Origin of the sequence: Methanobrevibacter ruminantium (genome assembly GCF_016294135.1) — an archaeon.
Classification (GTDB): Archaea; Methanobacteriota; Methanobacteria; order Methanobacteriales; family Methanobacteriaceae; genus Methanobrevibacter; species Methanobrevibacter ruminantium_A.
This window is the reverse complement of the sequence record NZ_JAEDCO010000002.1, coordinates 39702-59333: the sequence shown is the minus strand read 5'-3', so window position 1 is coordinate 59333 and position 19632 is coordinate 39702. Positions and strand designations below refer to the sequence as shown.

Genomic DNA, 19632 nt, shown 5'->3' with positions numbered 1-19632 from the left:
TTATGTTTTGAGATAAAAAAATGAAATCTAAAATTGCAGGAATAGTTTTTATTTTAGGCAGTTTATACTACTTGATAGCTGAGGCAATCAGTGCATTTTCTTTTAATGACACTTTGATAAACACTTATCTGTTCTATACAATTTCAGAGCTAGGAATTCCTAATGCCAATTCTCCGTTATCCTTTTTAATGAATTCTGCATTTGTTATAATTGGTTTGACTTTCATATTTGGCAATTTCTATAAATTCAAAGATTATATAATAAAAAACAAAGTTGTTTTTTATATTTTAACACTAATTGCAGCTATTGGACTAATAATTGTGGCATTTATTCATGCAGGAAACCCTGTCACTGATGGTTATCATAGCTTAGGTGCCATAATGGCTATTCTTGGAGGTAACATATTACTCATCATCATATCAAGATCTATGGATAAGTTTGAAACCTATCAAAAGATAACTTTAGTCTTAGGGATCATTGGATTAATTGCATTTTGGATAATGTTCTTTAATATGCAAAGCATTTACATGCCAGTATTTGAAAGATTATCTGTTTATACCCTAATTATTTGGAGCTTTATTAGTGGAATTTATTTATTAAAAAATACAAAGGTATAATCATGAATACAAACAGATTTGAAACATTTTTTGATGCGATTCTAGCGATTATCATAACCGTTTTAGTGTTGAAATTAACACAACCTGTATCTCCTACATTTGGTGCTGTTTTAGCATTGAATGCTAGATTTATCACTTATGCAATCTGTTTTTTAGTAATATTTATCATTTGGTATGATAACCATAATCTGTTTCAGGTCGTTGAAGAGATTGACAACAAAGTTGTAATTATATATGCGATTCAGATATTTGCAATTTCTCTTCTCCCTTATTTTGCATCATGGATGGCATTTAACGTTAATTCAGTTGCTGCAGAAACAATGTTTGGAATTGATTTTCTTGCAATAGATCTGTTGTATATCCTATCTATTTATGCAATATATAGAGCTAATCCTTATAGCTGTGGCTTATGCCAAAATAATTTTAGAAGCGTTTACAGTTACATTCCAATAGCGATTATGGTTTTGGGTTTTATTCTCACTTATACAATCTACACTCCTGGAATCTATATTTGCGTTTTGATTTCTCTTATCTTCTGGTTAATATTTTCAAGGCTTAGAAGGCCAGATGATGGTAGCACTGATAGATTTGAAGCGTTTATTGATGCAATCATTGCCATTATAATTACAATTATTGTGCTTGAGATTCCTATGGTGGCAAATGGGTCTTGGGATGCATTTTTTGACATTAAATTTGAGTTTATAGTCTATGCAGTAAGTTTCATTGTCTGTTTTAATTTCTGGAATTATAACAATAACCTATTCAATATTGTCAATAAGATTAATCCGAAGGTAATTTGGTCAATTGGGCTAGCATTATTCTTATTGTCACTAATTCCATATTTGACTACATTCGTTGCATTGAATCCTAATTCATTTGTGTCTTGCTTTTTATATGGTTTGGATTTCATTCTAGTTGCTTTTTCATCAATCATCACAGCAAATGCTTTGAAAAATTCAGATAAGGCAAACATTGCATTGCAATTGGCATTGGAAGACAATAAGCCATTCATGACAACAATTGTGCTTGTTATTTTGGGTATGATAATCGGTTATTTTGTTTATCCATTGGCTATCGTTATTGCCTGTTTGGTTTCAATAATTGCAATATGGATAATATCTTATTATAGGAACAATTTTTGATTCCAAAATAATTTTTATTTTCTATTAATTTTTTAAATTTATTTATAAAACTCTTTTTTAAATCATAATTATTATATATAATATAAATCAAAAATAATAATGTATATTAAATAACTTAAGAAATTATTTTTAATTTCCAGTTGTTTAAACGTATTTAGTTTGATTAATAATTTAATTATTTTATATTAGCTATTAATTCTAGTAATTAATTATTATAACGATTAGTTATTAATGAATAATTATTTTTTAATAGTTAATTGCTATAATAGTTAATTATCGTTCTTATATTATGAATTAAAGCTAAATATGTACTGCTATTTGACTAAAGTGTGTGAATAGTAAATTTTTATTACAGAGGTGTTTTAAGATGAAAACTACTGTTAGTGTTATCAAAGCAGATATTGGAAGTGTTTCTGGACACTGTGTATCACATCCTGCATTAATGGAAAAATGTGATGAAGTATTATCCGGTTCTTTAGAAACTGGCATTCTTGAAGATTATTATATTACCCGTTGTGGTGACGACATTGATTTAATCATGACTCACAGAAACGGTGAATTAAACGAAGAAGTTCACAAGACTGCATACGATGCATTCCTTCAAGCAACTGAAATTGCAAGAGACTTAAAATTATACGGTGCAGGTCAAGACTTATTGACTGACACATTCTCTGGAAACGTAAAAGGTATGGGTCCAGGTTGTGCAGAAATGGAATTCAAAGAAAGAGGAAGTGACCCTGTAATCGTTTACTGTATGGACAAAACCGAACCAGGTGCATTCAACTTACCTATTTTCAGAATCTTTGCAGATCCATTCAACACTGCAGGTCTTGTAATTGACCCAAGCTTACACGATGGATTCAGTTTTGAAGTATTCGATGTAATGGAACACAAAAAGGTTATCTTAGATTGTCCTGAAGAAATGTACGACTTACTTGCATTAATCGGTTCCACTGGTAGATACGTAATTAAAAGAGTATTCAAGAAAAACGGTGAAATCGCAGCTGCAGTAAGTACTGACAAATTGAACATGTTAGCTGGTGAATACGTAGGTAAAGACGACCCTGTAGCTATTGTAAGAGCTCAATCCGGTTTCCCTGCAAACGGTGAATGTGTAGAACCATTTGCATTCCCACACATGGTAAGTGGATGGATGAGAGGATCCCACAACGGTCCTATGATGCCAACCAGCCAAGAAGAAGCTAACCCAATCAGATTCGACGGACCTCCTAGAGTTGTAGGTTTAGGTTTCCAAGTAACTGATGCTAAACTAATTGGTCCTGTTGACTTATTCGATGACCCTGCATTTGATGAAACCAGAAGACAATCTGCAAACATTGCTTCCTACATCAGAAGACATGGTCCATTCGAACCACACAGATTACCAGCTGAAGAAATGGAATACACTTCTTTACCTGGCGTAATGGAAAAATTAGAACCTAGATTCGAAGACATGGATGATGACTAAATCATCTATCTCTTTTTCTTTTTTTATTTAATTTTTATTAGTTTTATTATATTAAAACAAACTATTGTAGGGGGAAAATTATGACTTTTTGTCCAAGCTGTGGGGCAGAAAGAAAAGAAGGAAGCAAATACTGCCATAACTGAGGATATGATTTTGGAAATGTAGGTGCTGAAGAAAATTCAAATTCTAATTCCAATGCACAAGTAACTCAAAATTCTATTCCTAATGTTCAATCTGAAAACTCCTATACTTTTTCTAAGATTTTAGGTTATGTATGTGCAATATTAATACCTTTATTCGGAATTATTTTTGGTATCTACTTAATTACTCGTGATGAAGAGAATGCAAAAAAACATGGTAAGTTAATTATTGGGCTTTCTATAGTTATATGGTTTATTTCTTTCATGGCTATGAGTATGTAAACTCTTTATTTAATTTTTTTATTTTTTAGTTTTTCACTATTTTTTAAATTTGCATTTTTTTTATTTTTCTAAAAGCATAGCTATTTCTCGTGTTTCATTTCCAGAGAGATCTGTATTTTTCATATCACAATAATACTTGAATCCTAATTTTTCCAAGACTCTTTTTGATTTGTGGTTTTCATATCTGTAACTGGCATGGATTCTGGTAATGTTCAAATCTTCAAAAGCATGTTTAATCAGTTCTTCACATGCTTCAGCAACTAATCCTTGACCCCAATATTCCTCTCCAATCCAATAACCTAATTCAACTCCATCGTCTCCCCAGTAATGATTAGTGTGTGGATAGAATAAAAGCCCTGCACAGCCTATTGCATTATCGTCTATGGTAATTGCATAAGTTTCCTTTTTGGAAAAAAGAGTTTTGATAATTTCTAAGCTTTCCTCAACACTTTTGTGTGGGGACCAACCTGCAATAGGCCCAATTTTAGGATTCCTTGCAAAATGGTATAGGCATTCTGCATCACTTTCCTCCCAAGGTCTTAGGATAAGTCTTTCTGTTTTTAGAATCATATTAAAGATTTTATCTGATAAATTATTTATTGTTTATGTTTAAATAAAAAATTAGTAAAAAAAGCAATTAGATAATCTGTAAGTATAAATTTATATAAAAAAGTAGTAAAATTTGTAAAAGAGATAAAGAAGTAAAAAAAAATAAAAAAAGTAAATGATTATATTGCACCAAGTTCATCTAATTCTTGGATAACAATATCATGAGAAATTTTAGTCATGATTTCTCTAATCAATACATTTTTTTTACCTTTATTAGTGTAACCGTTTTTTTCTAAGATATTAATTAATTGTTCTTCAGTAAGATCCTCTAAGATAATTCTAATTTCAGTAACATCAATATCTGTCATAATGATATCTCCCATTTTTAATCAAAATATTTTTAAATTTAATTTTGAAAATTTTAGAGTTAGTTTAAATTTTTAAAATTAAAAATTGTTCTTATTATGTTGAATAAATATTTATTGTTGAAAGTATTTAAATTTTTAGTTTTTATTCTATCAAATAGTTTGTATATTTATGGATGATTTTTCATCATTTTTTAGAATTTTTCCAAAATTTCAATCAAAAGATCATTCAAATTTTTGAAATTTCAATTTGATAAATATTTTAGATACAAAGTTTAATTATTTTATAGTTTACGATATAAAACTATCATTTAATCAATTGAATATTTAATTATATTAATCCATGTATCATTCTTAGTGCATCGAGTAAACCGTGGCTATATTCAATACAACCAAAAGCAGTTCTTGTGTCTTTTTTCTCTAGGTAATATTTTGAATCATTCCAATAATCGATTGCCCTATCAAAAACTTCCTTCTCTTTTCCTTCGAACTTGATGTCCTCAACTTGTTTCAAGTTTCTCTCAAGTTTTGCAATATCAATTGCAATTTTCTCTTCACTTTCAAGATCTTTCATTTCATATGCTCCGAACAATTTAAATTTTATTTTTTTTTAATTTCATTATTGAATTTTTTTTAGAAATATTAATATTGAAAAATTTTAAATTTTTAAATTTTCAAAATTTTCCAATTAATATAATTTTATCTTAATCTTTTTTGCCTATGTTGTTTTGGTCCATTCAATTCTTTCCATACATGGAATATTCTTTGACCAACTGTAAAGTATGAAAGAACTACAAGTATGTAAATGAAATATGTGAAAATTATGTTTGAATGGAATATTGCTGCAATTAATGCACCTAACATTAAGATTATCATTCTGACTGCACGTTCAGCTATTCCTATATTGCACTCAACACCTTGAGATTCTGCTCTTGCCCTAACATAACTGACTGTAATTGCTGAGTGAATAGCTAAAACACCTACAAACCAGTGACAGTATCCTCCAAATATGATTCCTATGAATATGATTGCATCTGCAAAACGATCCATAGTGGAATCCAAGAATGCTCCAAATGGGCTTGCCCTATCATGGTATCTTGCAACAGCCCCATCAACAACATCCAAGAATCCGCTGAGAAGGATAAATATTGCTCCTCCTATTAGATTTCCTGTAGCAAAGAAATATGCTGAGATAATCGCCAAAAATGGGGAGATTACAGTTACAATATTTGGATTAATATTCAATCGACTAGCCAAAGGTTCTAAAAATTTTGTAAGATATGGTCGTAAACTATTAAGCATAATTTTATTATATTGATTAACTAATATATATTTAATTAGATTATCTTAGTAAAGTTTAAAATTGAAGTTAAAAAATTAATCAAAATTATATTCAATCTATTTGGTGAATTTATGAAAATATTTAAAATAAGTCCTGAAAATCCAGACATGGACCTAATCGGTGAAGCCATTGATATAATGGCAGATGGAGGTATCATTCTCTATCCTACAGATACCGTTTATGGACTTGGAGCAAATATTTTCAATAACGATGCAGTTAAGAAAATCTATGAAATTAAAAAAAGAGATTCATCAAAGCCATTGTCTGTGTTGGTTCAAGATGCAAATAGCTTGGAACTGATTGCAGACTTAAATAAAAATTCAAGAGCTATTGTCAATAAGTGGCTTCCTGGGCCATTTACATTTATTTTAAACAAGAAAAAGATAGTTTCTCCCTATGTCAGTGCAAGCGCTAAAGTTGGAGTGAGAATTCCGGATTATAAGATAGCCCGATTGCTTGCAAGCTTGTTTCCAATAACAACCACAAGTGCAAACATTACAAATGAATGCACTTTATCAAATCCTCAGGATATTCTAAAGCAGATTGGAAATGATATTGATTTGGTTATAGATGTTGGTGATTTAGGTGCTGCAAAGCCATCCACTGTAATAGACTTAAGTGCATCCAAGCCCACTTTAGTTAGAAACGGATTCGATTCCAATGATATGGATTCCTTAAAAGAGGATTTGGAGAAACTGATTTAGGAAAATTATCTCTATTAATCATTTTTACAAGTTTATTATAATATTTGATTTAATCTGTTGATTGGAATCTATAAAAAAATTAACTTTAAATATATCTAATTAAATATTATGTTTACAGATTAAAATTTTAATTTGATCATTATTAAAATTATTAAAATATAAAAATTATAAAATTATTTTATTATTTGAAGGGAAAGAAATGAAAATATTATCTAACATGACAAGTCAGGAAAAGATTTCCACTAACTCTCCTTTAGATGAATTGTTGGATGGAGGAATTGAAAAAAGGACAATTACACAGGTATACGGTCCTCCAGGTGTAGGTAAAACCAATATTTGTCTAAATATAGCTATTGGTGTAGCCAAAAGAGGAAAAAAAGTGGTTTACATTGATACTGAAGGTGGAATATCAGTTGATAGGATTAGACAAATTTCTGGAGAGGATTTCGATACCGTTGCAAAGAATATCATTGTATTCGAACCTACTTCATTTAAGGAGCAGGAAGGGGATCTTGGTCTTATTGAATCTTGGATATCTTCCAATAGTGCAGATGTTGAACTCATAATATTGGACTCTGCTGTTGCATTGTTTAGGGTTGAAGATGACAGCACAAAATCTCACCTTTTAGGAAAACAGATGCAAATGCTTTCTGCACTTGCAATCAATCATGATCTTGCTGTTCTTGTTACAAATCAAATCTATGCCTCATTTGATGAGGAAAGTGAAGAGGATTTCTCTCCTGTTGGTGGAACAATCATTCAATACAGAAGCAAAATCATCATTGAACTCAAGCGTGAAGAAGGAACCAATCAAAGAATAGCTCTTTTAAAAAGGCATAAATCAAAAAGAGAAGGATTGGCTGTTCACTTCTTGATAACTAACAATGGAATTGAATAATTTAGTTCCTTTTTTTATTCTCTTTATTCTTTTCATTCTTTATTTTTTTTTTACTTTTTTGATTTTTTTATCCTTTTACCTATTGTCTTTCTTTATTACTTTTTTTATTTCATTTATTAATTATTAATCATTTTTTAAAAATCTAAGTTATTTTTTCTTATTTTTATAAATAATTTTATATGTTACTTTTAATAGATACTATAATGTTGTATGTTTATTTGAAAACATATTCAGTTTGATTTTTTTTTTTAAAAACTGACACTATTAAATTATATTTATTAAAATTATTTTTAGATTTTTAATTAAGATATAGGATTTGTGATAAGATGATCCAAAAGAAGAAATATGCAAAAGCAGCTAAGATTATTCCAGATGGTTATGAATCTGCAAACCACTTTTTTGAAGCTGTTTTTAAGGATAAAGAAATGATTTGGATGGGTCAGAATACAAATGAATTGCATATTGGTCACAATGAGGATGTACACAAGGCAATGATTGACTGCATTGGAAGTGACGAATACTGCAAGTACCCACCTCCAGAAGGTTTTACAGAACTGCAATCTTTGATTTTGAAAGATTTGGAATTGGAAGACTTAAGTATATATGTTAACGCCGGTGCAACCGAATCATTATACTTAGCCATGAATGCGGTTTTATCTCCGGAGGACAATGTTATCACACCAGATCCAGGATATCTCATTATTGATAACTTTGCAAGCAGATTTGCTGCAGAGGTAAGACAAGTAAAGATCTACAGTGAAGAAAACAACTATAAGTTAACTCCAAAATTAGTAAGGGAAAATATGGATGAGAACACTAGGGTCATTCTCTTAATCGATCCATTAAACCCACTTGGAAGCTCTTACACTGAAGAGGAAATCAAGGAATTTGCAGAAATAGCTATTGAAAATGACATTTTCCTCTTGCATGATGTAACTTATAGAGACTTCGCTTACAACCACACTCTTTGTGCTAAATATGCTCCAAACAACACTATAACCTGTTACAGTTTCTCCAAGATATTTGGTATGGCAGGTTTAAGATTAGGAGCTATCATTTCAAGCGAAGAAGTGATTGATGTAGTAAAAAGCATTATCATTAACGATGTAGGTACAAATATGATTGCACAAGCTGGTGCACTTGCTGCCTTGAAATCCAAACCAGAATGGATTGATAGGGTTAGAGATACCACTTTTGAAAATCAAAAGATTATCAAGGAAGCGGTTGACCAATGTGAAGGAGTCTTCTTGCCAGTCTATCCATCAAGTGCAAATATGATGGGAATTGACTTATCCGGTGCAGGAATCGATCCTGAAGACATGTCTTCCTATTTGATTGAGAAAAAGGTGTTCACCAGACAAGGTTCTTATACCAGCAATACCTTTGGTCATAACTACTTAAGAGTAAGCTATTCAATCGACCCAGAAAAAGTCAAGGTATTTGCTCGTGAATTTGTGCTTGCTGTTGAAGCTTTAAGAACTAAATAATTATTTTTTTATTTAGTTTCATTTTCTTTTTTTATTAATTCTTATTAATTTTTTATAATTTTTTTCATTGTTTATTTTCTCTTATTTTTTTATTTAAGCAATTTTAAACTATTCTTTATATTTTTCATGTAATTTCATGTAATATAATTCGTATGTTATAAAACTTTTAAAAAAGTTAAAAAAATATTAAATATTAATTAATATCTTTTTTATTAAAGTATTTAATTCCAAATATGGTAAATATGATAAAGAGAAATGCATCAATTTTTATAGATTCCCTCATATCTAAGCGGTTCATTGAAGTTAATTGGGCTGTTTGTCCATAGGGATTTATATCAAATAGGAATTGAATTAAGAGATTATTATCAGTCATTAACATTCCATTCATGATCAAAGCTGCAATCAACAGTATGAATGCTAATCCCATATTTATGATGATTGCCTTTGATTTTTTCCCAACAACTATTGAGACCAAATAGAATATTCCTACGAACACAAGCATTATGAAAATTCCAAATATGAAATATAAAACATAATCCAAAATGGAGATATTGATTGAAAATAGGAAATAGGAAACAATCAAAGTGAATAAAGCAGTAATAAGATAAACTATTACTGATGCAATTAAATTTGATAGCAATCCTGTAAGATATATTTCTCTACGGTTATTATTGGAAATGATCTTGTTTTTGATGAACCCATCATCAAATTCTTCAGATACAAATAGGCTGATTAATACTGAAATTACAATTCCATACATTACCATAGGCAAAAAGACAACCCTGTTTATTCCAACAGTATATGACATTGCTGTCTTCTGCATGAGAATAAATCCGATTGAGAATATTATCATGAAAAAACAAGCTAGATATAACCATTTTTCATGAAAAATCTTGTACAATTCAGCTTTAAGAATTTTATTTGTCATTTTCATCCATCAACCTTATAAAAAATTCCTCTAAACTAGTTTCAACATTAAAGCATTTTGTAACAATGCAACCATAGTCATTGAGTTTGATTATCAAGTCAGTAATTGTATAATTGGAAAAGATATTCATTTTTAAATTATCTGCTTCCACATATGAGATTTTCAAATCATTCATTGCATTTTCAAATGAATCTTTATCATTAACTTCCAATTGGATATGTCCTTTATTGGCATTTGAGAATTCCTCACTTGTCATTTCGGATATGATTTCGCCATGGTTAATAAAAATAAAATCAGTAGCTATTTTTTCAAGTTCATAAAGAAGATGGCTTGAAATTAAGAAAGTCACTCCTTCCTCATTTAATTTTAAAATCAGATTTCTAAGGCTAATGATTCCTTTTGGATCCAATCCATTCATAGGTTCATCTAAAATGATCAATTCTGGATTTCCAACAAGCATCATTGCAATTGCAAGCTTTTGTTTCATTCCTAGTGAAAAATGCTTCACTTTTTTATTTTTTGTATCTTCAAGTCCAACATATTCAAGGAAATCCTTTGGATTGAATTCATCTTCAAGCCCATATAAAATTAATTGTTGTGTAATGTTTTGGCTTGCATTAAGTTCATAAAATAAGGCGGGCTCTTCAATCAGCCCGCTAAAGACATTAGCATTAACATTAACTTGGCCAGAATCTGCTTTTTGCAGTGATGTGATAATTCTTAGAAGTGTTGTTTTCCCTGCACCATTTGGTCCAACAAGACCGCAGATTGAGCCTTTCGGAATGTTGATTGTAACTCCATTTAAAACATAATTCTTATCAAATTTTTTTGATATATTTTCTATGGAAACAATGCCATTCATAAAAAATCACCACTTGCCAAGTTAATGAAATTTCATTTTTAAAAATTATTTTTGCACTATAGTTTTTTAGTCTTTTAAGTAGTAATACTCTCCTTGCTCTTTTTGTTCTCTGTCAAGGTAAGAGTCATATTTATTTACTCTAGGACGTTTAGTTTCCTTATCTCTTCTAAAGGTAATGTCCAAGTCTCCTAAGAACTGATTCATGCTTGTTCTAAGGTCTGCTGGCTTGGAAGCGATACCATTGAGTCCAGGTTCTCCACTGAATACCATAGCCCTATCTGAAATGTAGTCAATAAATACGATATCGTGGTCTACGATCAATGATGCTGCATTTCTGCTTTCAATGATCTTTCTGATTACTCTAGCTGCAATCAACCTTTGCTCTACATCCAAGAATGCAGTAGGTTCGTCGAAAAGATAAATGTCTGCATCTTGTGATAATGTTACAGCAAGTGCAAGTCTTTGAAGTTCTCCACCACTTAATTTCTTAACCTTTTTGTCAAGCAAGTTATCGAGAGCAAGCGGTCTTCCGATTTCACTATTGAATATGTTTGAGCCATATGTTGGAGCATTTGCATAAAGGAATTCCTGTGCGGTTCCATCAAAGTCAGATTCAATGTATTGTGGCTTGTATGCAATATCCACTTTTTCCAAGATGTCTCCTTCAGTTGCCTTTTCAACTCCTGCTAATATCTTAGCAAAGGTAGTCTTACCGATACCGTTTGAACCGAATGCAGTGACAATCTCGTCATGGTAAATCTTACCTGCTTCTGCCTCAAGTGTGAATCCATCGTATTCCTTCTTAAGGTCGCTGTATTCACTTAGGACTTCGCCATCATCTTCAGGTGTTGGCGGACGAATGCTGAATTCAATTGGCTGTTTCCTAATTCTCACATTCTCTTCTTGCAAGAACCCATTGATGTATGCATTTATTCCCACTCTCACACCTTTATTTCCACTTACTACACCATATCCTCCAGGTTCACCGTAAAGAAGATGCACATTGTCACTCATAGCATCCAAGGTAGCTAAGTCGTGCTCAATTACAAGTACGGATTTGCCTGCTTCAGCAAGGGAACGGATTACCTTAACGGCATTCAATCTTTGACGTACATCCAACCAGGATGTCGGTTCGTCGAAGTAGTAGAAATCACCTTCACGAAGAACTGTAGCAGCTATTGCCACTCTTTGAAGTTCCCCACCACTTAAGTTTTGCATATCTCTTTCAAGAACATTCTTAAGGTCTAAATCATCTACTATTTCATCTAACTTGTTTCTTTCATCCACATTTGTAAGTAATGTTTTTACATTTCCTTTCACGACTTTGGAAAGCTGGTCAACCATTTGTGGCTTATGGATTGTCTTGATTTCACCAGCTTGAAGCAATTTGAAGTAGTTTTGCAATGCTGACCCTTTGTAGTAGTCAATTACTTTGTCCCAACTTGCTTCCTCTTCATAGTTTCCAAGGTTAGGGATAAGCTCTCCAGACAATATCCTCATGATTGTTGACTTACCAATACCGTTTTGACCAAGCAAACCAATAACGGTTCCATCCTTAAGGGTAGGTAAACCAAAGAGTTCAAAGGCATTTTGGCCGTAACGGTGAATAGGCTCATCAAGAGCTTCTGGTAAATTGATAACACTGACTGCACCAAATGGACATCTGTTGGTACAGATACCGCATCCGGAACATAATTCTTCTGAAATTAGTGGCTTTTTACTCTTTTCATCAATTACAATTGTATCTTCTTCCATACGTACGCCAGGACAATAGTGCATACATACATAGTTACATTTTTTAGGTTGGCACTTGTCCTTGTCTAAAATAGAAATTCTACTCATTTTATCTCCGTTTCCTCTAAAATAATAATATAATAAGTTTGATTAATTAATTTATAATAAATATTATTTGTTTTTAATAGTTTATAATAATTTTGTGTAATACTGTTAAATTCCATTTGTTTCCCATTTGTTAAATATTTATTAGTCGTTTTTTGGTTAAATTTAAATAATTTTGAGTTTAATATAAAAATAATATATAAAAAAATAGGAAAATGATTTTCTTAATTAATTTTACTGGGATTTAAATGAAACAGGTAATGATTGTAAGAACTGACATCAAGATGGGAAAAGGAAAAATAGCTGCACAATGTTGCCATGCTGCTATAGGTGCATATAAACAGGCTGACAAGGCAAAAATCAGAAAATGGGAAAATGAGGCCTATGCAAAAGTGGTTTTAAAAGCACCTTCATTGCATGATCTTTATAATTTAAGGGAGCTTGCTAGAGCCCATGGTGTAGCATATTATTTGGTGACTGATGCAGGAAGAACCCAATTGCCTAAATCAACAGTGACTGTTTTAGGATTAGGTCCTGATGAAGATGATGTTTTGGATAAGATCACTGGTGATTTGAAGTTATTATGATCTTATCTTTTAGCTTTTACCTTATTTATTTTTCAAACTTTTTTTTAAATTATTTTATAAATTATTTACAAATAATTTTACAAATAATTTTACTTATTTTAATCAATTTCTATAAACCTTTTAACTTTTTTAATCTTATACTCTTGATAAATCATACCGATTCCAACGAATTCGATGGCGAATATCATAAGATCAATGATTAAATCAAATACCCAATTGAAGAATCCAAACATGTCAATTCCATATTGGAGGTAAGCCAAAATTGTTATTGAAAGCATAATCTTAGTGTAATCTGCAGTATAATGTCTCCATCCTATTGTATCGATGCAGCGTTTAATGGAAAGTATGTTGAATGCACCAAGCAATCTTCCACCATCTGCAAGTCTTGCAAGTGAAATTTCCAAAAAGAATGCAACTATATATGTTATCATAATGCTTACAATGATAAATTCAATTGTGCTTACAGGATTATGCCAATAATATCATTTCAATGTTTCAATCAAATGGGATGCTGCAAATTTTAAGTGAAATTCAGCAAATAGGATCTGGTTGAAAGGTCATATAATAGAAATCCTTCTATAAATGAATAGCGAGTTATCATAATGGACGCTTTTATACCAAAAACAGTGCATTGCTTAAGTTTTATTATAGGCAATTTCTCTCCATTTCTTATGGTGTCTTTTGTAATTGCCAACCCATACCCATACATAAAAAGAGTCACTAAAAATGCCATTGGATAAAAAATGAGCTTATATTTGATTGTATGTGCATCGGCATAGCTGTTCATAAAATTTATAGACCAGATTAAGAATAAGATAATTAAAAAACCTATGGGATTTGCGCTGCAATAATCAAATGTGTATTTCAATCTTTTTAATGGCATTTTAGCTTCAATAATTGATTTGCTCCCAATCATATTTATGCTTTTTTAATATTTACTATATTGACTTATATATCTATTGACATAAATATTATTAATTTCTTTTTTATTCTTTTTATTAATGAGATGAATCATATCAAAATCATTTATTGCAAAAATTGAAGAGAAAATCTTAATGATGTCAAAATCAGATTTCATGGACTCACAAGAGAAAATAAATGATTTATTAAAAGAGAGGTTAAATGCTGATGAAAAGTTTCCAAAAAGCATCTTTAAAAGCATAGATTTTAAAGGAACTCCTCTTTTCACTTTTGGAGATAAAAATGCTAAAAAAGTGATTGTTTTTATCCATGGAGGAGCTTTTATAAATGAGATCAACTATCAGCATCACTTATTCTGTCTAGCCATTTCTAAAAAATTGGATGCTTATGTAATCGCTCCAGTTTATCCTTTGGCTCCAAAGCATTCATGTGATGAAACCTTTGACTTGATGGATGATTTATATGGATCCCCGATTTCAAAAATGGGAAAAGATCAAACAATTTCTTTAATGGGAGATTCTGCAGGGGGAGGATTTGTATTGTCATTCTGCCAGTATTTAAAGGCAATAGATCTTCCTCAACCAAATAATATAGTTGTATATTCTCCATGGGTTGACATTGCACTTAGCAATCCTCCTTATGATAATGATTCAGATCCAATTCTTGGTGAAATTGGACTTAGGGAAATAGGAAAATCATGGGCTGGAGAATTGGATACTCATGACTATAGAGTAAGCCCTCTCTGGAGACAATACTGATTTGCCAAGAACACTTACTTTTGCAGGAGACAATGAAATATTCTATAATGACATTTTAAAATATCATGAAAAGCTAAAAGAGGATGGTGTAGATGCTCGCTTGATTGTAGGTGAAGGAATGTTCCATATTTATCCATTGTTCCAATCTCCAGAGGCATGGGATGCTTTTAAAGAACTTAAAAAAGAGTTTGAATAATTCTTTAAAGTGATATTGTAAAAATAATCTTTTTTTTTAAATTTTTAAAATAAAAATAAAATTAGTATTAAAATGTCTTTTTTTTAAAATAAAATAAAATAAACTTATGAGATAATAAATATTATCTCTATTATCTCATGTATAAAATAAATTTACCGTATTGTGGGATTCTGTAAATAATAGCAGCTGCCGCGTAGCTGAATATTATCAATAAAATCCAAAGGATTATAGCTTTTACCGGTTCTGTAAATGGTAAGAAAATAACCAGCGGAAGCAGTGGAATTTTAAACAGGTTGTGTATTAAGAACACTGCAAAGGATTATTTGGATAGGAATTGAACTCCTTTAAATCCTCTGACCTTTTTCCTTCTGGAACATAACTCAAACAATGCAAGTGAACCAGTTAGGATAAATGGGAATTCATACCATAATAGGAAAGGATATCCTCTGATATATGCATAGTATTGGAACAGAACGCAAATTAAAAATGAAACAATCGCAAGCAATCTGAATTTATTGCTGGAATACTTTTTGAATTGTCCTTTTTTAACTAGCCATCCTAAGATAATGTAAATACCATAGATTCCACCACTAAAACCAAGACAGAATTGTATGTTTATGTTTCTGATTCCTTCCATGTCAAACAACAATGAGATGAATGGCAATAGGAATGCTAAAAGTGAGAAGACAATTGTAGCTTGCTCAATTGTTTTTGGTTTGTAATGGCTTAAAGTGCTTGCTACAAATGGCAATGAAAGATACATTCCAATAATCATTGGCATATACCACATATGGCTAAAGAATAGGTTTTCTGCTTCTATTGCATTGACATCCGGACTGAAAAGAGATACATACAATATGCTTACAGCATAAATTGCAGACCAAATGACGGTTACTATAATTAATCCTTTACAATTCTTTGTCCAGAATCTGTGAACTTTCTCATCATCATAAGTTCTGTCAAGCAATAAGTATCCTGTAATCATCAGGAAGAATGGAACTCCTATACGTCCAATGAAAAGGGATGCAAATTGAAATATCCTTGAAAACAATGTATAGTTCATAATTGCATCAGATGATATGATATATATTCCATCAGTTGCATGAATGTACAAAACAGTTAAAATAGATATTGCCCTTACAAGATCAATCCATTCTATTTTGACTCATCAATTTTTCTCCGAAAATTATATGTTTATTTTTATATTGCTGAATATATATAATTTATTTTTTAAAATTTGAAAAAACATAATTATATATAATGTAAAAAATAAATAATTAATAAATGCTATTTTTATAAGTATTTTATTTTTAAAAATATTCATTTTTTGAAAATTTCATGTCTTGAAATATTATTTTTGGAAAAATGTATTTTTTTAGAAATATACCATATTTTATAAGAATTAAATTTTTTAAATTATTAATCATTCAGTTGTGATAGTATTATTGAATGGGTAATTAAGATTGGTGGAAGTTTATTCCCAAAGAAAGCAATTGAACTTGCAAATGCATTAAAAGGTCAAAACTGCTTGTTTGTTATTGGCGGAGGTGGATTTGCCAATCTGATTAGAAAATATGACAAGGAGATTGAATTCTCCAAAGATGTAACCCATGAGACAGCTATTGATTCTATGGATATCTTGGCTAAATTGCTGAATGATAAATTAGCATTTACAGAAATCAGCTATACTATAGAAGAAGCAAAAAGTATTTCTGACTTGAATAAGATACCAATTATGATTTGTTCCGACATTCTAAAGGAAAATGAGCCATTTGCACATTCATGGGATGTGACAAGTGATTCAATTGCGGCCTACATTGCAAGCCTTTTGGATGCAAAGCTTTTAATAGCAACAAATGTAAATGGTATATATACAAAAGATCCATCCTTAAGTGGAGCGGAATTGATCAATGAAATTGATGTAAATAAACTACTGACTTTTGATGAATCATCAATTGACTTGATGTTGCCTACTTTATTGATTGAGTATGGATTGGATTGTTATGTTGTAAATGGAGAGTATCCTGAGAGAGTCCTGTCTATAATGAATAATGAGAATAAGGATTCCTTTGAGTATACATTTATACATAATGAATAAGCATCTTTTTTATTAATTCATAGGTGAACTTAAGATGAATTTAAGTTTTAATGGCTTAAATCAGTTTCTTAGATTAGCTGCTTAAATTCTGATTAATCATTAAGTTTATAAATTAATAAATTAAAATATTTATAATATATTCGGTGATATATATGGAAAAAGTAAACTGTCAATCTTGTAAACAAGAAATACCATTAATTGAACCTTATGTTCAATTCAACTGTCCTGTATGTGGTAAACCTATCGCAAGATGTGAAAGTTGCCGTACTTTCGGTCACTCTTACAAATGCGAATGCGGATTTGAAGGACCATAAGTTTAATTTGGTATAAATTAAGTATTGTATTTAAATTAATTTAATTCAGATCAAATTTAGATTAATTAATTATCTAGAATTATTGGAGGAATGATTATGGGAGAAGTTGTTAACACTTTAAAAGTAATGCCTGAAAGCCCAGAAGTAGATTTAGAAGCATTAAAAGCAGCAATCACTGATGCAATGCCTGCAGATGCAGAATTACACGAAATTACTGAAGAACCTATTGCATTCGGTTTAGTAGCTTTAAATGTTGTATTCATCGTAGAAGACGGTGAAGGTGGAACTGGGCCTACTGAAGAAGCTGTCATTGCTTTAGCAGACGTAGCTAGTGCAGAAATTACTGATTCTAGAAGATTAATGTAAGCAGCTTTTTAGCATTCTGCTAAAAACCTGACCAAAATCTTACCACTTTCTGTGGTAAATTTTCTTTTTTATTTTAAATTTTTTTAAACCTATTTTTATTTAATTACTTTTTTTCAAAATTTCATTATTTGTTACTTTGTTTAATCTAATTTTTTATTTCATATCTTTACAATATTTTAATTATTATAATTGAAATTTATATACAATTTTTTAAAATTTTTAAAAAATATTCAATTATACATATTTTTATTAATTGTTTAACCAGTTTTATTGTAATTTTTTTGAATAGTATTCAAAATTTTTATAAAGATTTAAATAATTAGTTAACTAAACTAATTATTAGAGATGATTATTTCCAGCTTATTCCAGAATTGATTAAATCTTATATAATTTTTTAGGAGATATAAAAATGAGAGGATTGGCAAGAATCGAACAAGACGTACTTGGCTGGGTTGACATTGAAATCGATGAATATGGACCTTACGACGCAATTTGTAAACCTTTGGCTATGGCACCATGTACTTCAGACGTACACATCGTATGGGGTCATGCATACATGAGCGATGCACCTAACCGTGTAGTAGGACACGAAGCTACTGCTGAAGTAGTTAAAGTAGGGGACAAAGTAAAAGACTTCAACCGGGGGACCGTGTAATTGTACCTGCTATCACTCCGGACTGGTTAACTGTACCAGCAGAACAAGGATTCTCCCAACACTGTTAGGGTATGGGAACAGGTATGAGCTTTGTAACCTTCAAGCATGGTGTATTTGCAGAACAATTCCATGTAAACCAAGCTGACGCAAACTTGGCACACTTGCCTGAACATGTAAGCTTAGAACAAGCTGTAATGATTTCAGACATGATGACTACCGGTTTCTATGCTGCAGAACTTGCAGAAATCAAACCTGGTGATACAGTAGCTTGTTTCGGTATCGGTCCTGTAGGACTTATGTCATTAGCTGGTGCACAAATTATGGGTGCTTCCCATCTTATTGCTGTAGGAAGCCATCCAGCAGCTATTAAAGTAGCTAAAGAATACGGTGCACATGATATTGTAGATTACCACAACGGCAGTACTGTAGAGCAAATCATGGACTTAACCGATGGTAAAAGTGTAGACAAAGTAGTAATCGGTGGTGGAGGAAAAGACACCCTCTCCGAAGCTTTATCCGTACTTAAAGTCGGTGGTATTATCGGTAACGTATTGCACTATGACGGTATTGAAACCATCCCTATCGACGGTCTTTCATGGGGTCAAGGACTTGCTGACAAGACCATCCGTGGTGGAGTATGCCCTGGTGGACGTGCTAGAATGGAAAAATTAGCAAATCTTATTGAATATGGCCGTTTCGATTCATCCAAATTAATCACCCACAAATTCGACAAATTTGATGACATCGAAGAAGCTATTATTTTAATTAGAGACAAACCACGTGACTTAATTAAACCAGCTGTTATTTTGGATGACTAGCCAAACTTTTCCAGTCTTCGGCTGCAAAAGTTTGATCAAAACTTTTATCACTAGTTGGGAGTTAATTCTCTTAACTAGTTCTTTAACTTTTTTTACTTCTTTTATTTATTTTATTTTTTTCTTGTATTCTCCATTTTAAAAATCTTTTTTTCAATTATTTTTTTACTAATTCATTATAATTTTCATTATTATTTTAATTTTTCAATTCAAAATCAATTTTTAATTGTAATATTAGTTTTACAATCTTATTTTAATATTTTAACTGTTTTTAACTGCTTATTTTAAATATAAGTTCA

Annotated in this window: 23 protein-coding genes and 1 pseudogene; 13 read left to right on the top strand and 11 right to left on the bottom strand. The window is 31.0% G+C overall.

Features of this window, described 5'->3' with window-relative positions:
* The first annotated feature begins 20 nt into the window (after positions 1-20).
* The 3 genes from VW161_RS01250 to fbp all read left to right on the top strand — a co-directional run bounded on the left by VW161_RS01250 (position 21) and on the right by fbp (position 3227).
* Positions 21-617, top strand: coding sequence for a DUF998 domain-containing protein (locus VW161_RS01250; RefSeq protein ID WP_304093086.1), 597 nt, complete (start codon positions 21-23; stop codon positions 615-617).
* Between the two features lie 2 nt (positions 618-619).
* On the top strand, positions 620-1759 hold the full coding sequence (locus VW161_RS01245; protein WP_304093088.1) for a TMEM175 family protein: 1140 nt from the start codon (positions 620-622) through the stop codon (positions 1757-1759).
* 367 nt (positions 1760-2126) lie between these two features.
* Positions 2127-3227 carry a fructose-1,6-bisphosphate aldolase/phosphatase gene (gene fbp, locus VW161_RS01240; protein ID WP_304087624.1) on the top strand — a complete coding sequence of 367 codons (1101 nt, stop codon included), beginning with the start codon at positions 2127-2129 and terminating at the stop codon, positions 3225-3227.
* Between the two features lie 482 nt (positions 3228-3709).
* On the opposite strand, the gene VW161_RS01235 is transcribed toward fbp, so the two are convergent.
* The 4 genes from VW161_RS01235 to pgsA all read right to left on the bottom strand — a co-directional run bounded on the left by VW161_RS01235 (position 3710) and on the right by pgsA (position 5865).
* On the bottom strand, positions 3710-4219 hold the full coding sequence (locus tag VW161_RS01235; RefSeq protein ID WP_304087628.1) for a GNAT family N-acetyltransferase: 510 nt from the start codon (positions 4217-4219) through the stop codon (positions 3710-3712).
* Between the two features lie 158 nt (positions 4220-4377).
* Positions 4378-4566, bottom strand: coding sequence for a hypothetical protein (locus tag VW161_RS01230; RefSeq protein ID WP_292787751.1), 189 nt, complete (start codon positions 4564-4566; stop codon positions 4378-4380).
* A 328-nt stretch (positions 4567-4894) separates the two neighbouring features.
* Positions 4895-5137 (bottom strand): DUF357 domain-containing protein, encoded by a 243-nt coding sequence (locus VW161_RS01225; RefSeq protein WP_292776150.1) that lies wholly within the window; start codon positions 5135-5137, stop codon positions 4895-4897.
* Positions 5138-5262: 125 nt separating this feature from the next.
* Positions 5263-5865: an archaetidylinositol phosphate synthase gene (pgsA, locus tag VW161_RS01220; protein WP_304093096.1), complete on the bottom strand. Its 603-nt coding sequence runs from the start codon at positions 5863-5865 to the stop codon at positions 5263-5265.
* Positions 5866-5976: 111 nt separating this feature from the next.
* Here pgsA and VW161_RS01215 point away from each other — a divergent pair, with 111 nt between their 5' ends.
* From VW161_RS01215 to VW161_RS01205, 3 genes are all read left to right on the top strand, one after another.
* A complete protein-coding gene (locus tag VW161_RS01215) occupies positions 5977-6609 on the top strand; it encodes an L-threonylcarbamoyladenylate synthase (protein ID WP_304093100.1) in 633 nt (210 codons plus the stop codon).
* A gap of 199 nt (positions 6610-6808) precedes the next feature.
* Positions 6809-7507: a DNA repair and recombination protein RadB gene (radB, locus tag VW161_RS01210; RefSeq protein ID WP_304093103.1), complete on the top strand. Its 699-nt coding sequence runs from the start codon at positions 6809-6811 to the stop codon at positions 7505-7507.
* 326 nt (positions 7508-7833) lie between these two features.
* Positions 7834-8994, top strand: coding sequence for a pyridoxal phosphate-dependent aminotransferase (locus VW161_RS01205; protein ID WP_298534033.1), 1161 nt, complete (start codon positions 7834-7836; stop codon positions 8992-8994).
* A 193-nt stretch (positions 8995-9187) separates the two neighbouring features.
* Here the strand turns inward: VW161_RS01205 and VW161_RS01200 are convergent, their stop codons facing one another.
* From VW161_RS01200 to VW161_RS01190, 3 genes are all read right to left on the bottom strand, one after another.
* On the bottom strand, positions 9188-9922 hold the full coding sequence (locus VW161_RS01200; protein WP_304087642.1) for an ABC transporter permease: 735 nt from the start codon (positions 9920-9922) through the stop codon (positions 9188-9190).
* A complete protein-coding gene (locus VW161_RS01195; RefSeq protein WP_304087644.1) occupies positions 9912-10784 on the bottom strand; it encodes an ABC transporter ATP-binding protein in 873 nt (290 codons plus the stop codon). The genes VW161_RS01200 and VW161_RS01195 overlap by 11 nt, the downstream gene beginning before the upstream one ends.
* 66 nt (positions 10785-10850) lie before the next feature.
* Positions 10851-12626, bottom strand: coding sequence for a ribosome biogenesis/translation initiation ATPase RLI (locus VW161_RS01190; protein ID WP_304087647.1), 1776 nt, complete (start codon positions 12624-12626; stop codon positions 10851-10853).
* A 245-nt stretch (positions 12627-12871) separates the two neighbouring features.
* Between VW161_RS01190 and pth2 the strand changes: the two genes are divergently transcribed.
* Complete coding sequence (gene pth2, locus VW161_RS01185) at positions 12872-13210, top strand: aminoacyl-tRNA hydrolase (RefSeq protein WP_304087649.1); 339 nt, start codon at positions 12872-12874, stop codon at positions 13208-13210.
* A 98-nt stretch (positions 13211-13308) separates the two neighbouring features.
* Here the strand turns inward: pth2 and VW161_RS01180 are convergent, their stop codons facing one another.
* Together VW161_RS01180 and VW161_RS01175 are read right to left on the bottom strand one after the other, a co-directional pair.
* On the bottom strand, positions 13309-13641 hold the full coding sequence (locus VW161_RS01180) for a hypothetical protein (RefSeq protein WP_325192647.1): 333 nt from the start codon (positions 13639-13641) through the stop codon (positions 13309-13311).
* A gap of 89 nt (positions 13642-13730) precedes the next feature.
* Complete coding sequence (locus VW161_RS01175; RefSeq protein ID WP_325192646.1) at positions 13731-14126, bottom strand: DUF4013 domain-containing protein; 396 nt, start codon at positions 14124-14126, stop codon at positions 13731-13733.
* A gap of 139 nt (positions 14127-14265) precedes the next feature.
* On the opposite strand from VW161_RS01175, the pseudogene VW161_RS01170 reads away from it, so the two are divergent.
* Positions 14266-15085, top strand: a pseudogene (locus VW161_RS01170) (alpha/beta hydrolase fold domain-containing protein).
* A gap of 130 nt (positions 15086-15215) precedes the next feature.
* Here the strand turns inward: VW161_RS01170 and VW161_RS01165 are convergent.
* Both VW161_RS01165 and VW161_RS01160 read right to left on the bottom strand, forming a co-directional pair.
* Positions 15216-15395, bottom strand: coding sequence for a hypothetical protein (locus tag VW161_RS01165; protein WP_304093124.1), 180 nt, complete (start codon positions 15393-15395; stop codon positions 15216-15218).
* Between the two features lie 9 nt (positions 15396-15404).
* On the bottom strand, positions 15405-16235 hold the full coding sequence (locus tag VW161_RS01160; RefSeq protein WP_325192654.1) for an acyltransferase: 831 nt from the start codon (positions 16233-16235) through the stop codon (positions 15405-15407).
* Between the two features lie 294 nt (positions 16236-16529).
* On the opposite strand from VW161_RS01160, the gene VW161_RS01155 reads away from it, so the two are divergent.
* The 5 genes from VW161_RS01155 (at position 16530) to VW161_RS01135 (ending at position 19336) form a co-directional block, all read left to right on the top strand.
* The gene (locus tag VW161_RS01155) at positions 16530-17183 is read left to right on the top strand and encodes an amino acid kinase family protein (RefSeq protein ID WP_325192653.1); all 654 of its coding nucleotides are present in this window, start codon (positions 16530-16532) and stop codon (positions 17181-17183) included.
* 152 nt (positions 17184-17335) lie between these two features.
* The gene (locus VW161_RS01150; RefSeq protein WP_296869856.1) at positions 17336-17497 is read left to right on the top strand and encodes a zinc finger domain-containing protein; all 162 of its coding nucleotides are present in this window, start codon (positions 17336-17338) and stop codon (positions 17495-17497) included.
* A 96-nt stretch (positions 17498-17593) separates the two neighbouring features.
* On the top strand, positions 17594-17863 hold the full coding sequence (locus VW161_RS01145) for an elongation factor 1-beta (protein ID WP_298534050.1): 270 nt from the start codon (positions 17594-17596) through the stop codon (positions 17861-17863).
* A gap of 409 nt (positions 17864-18272) precedes the next feature.
* Positions 18273-18518 carry an alcohol dehydrogenase catalytic domain-containing protein gene (locus VW161_RS01140; RefSeq protein WP_304102131.1) on the top strand — a complete coding sequence of 82 codons (246 nt, stop codon included), beginning with the start codon at positions 18273-18275 and terminating at the stop codon, positions 18516-18518.
* 83 nt (positions 18519-18601) lie between these two features.
* A complete protein-coding gene (locus VW161_RS01135) occupies positions 18602-19336 on the top strand; it encodes a zinc-binding dehydrogenase (RefSeq protein WP_325192645.1) in 735 nt (244 codons plus the stop codon).
* The last annotated feature ends 296 nt before the right edge of the window (positions 19337-19632 follow it).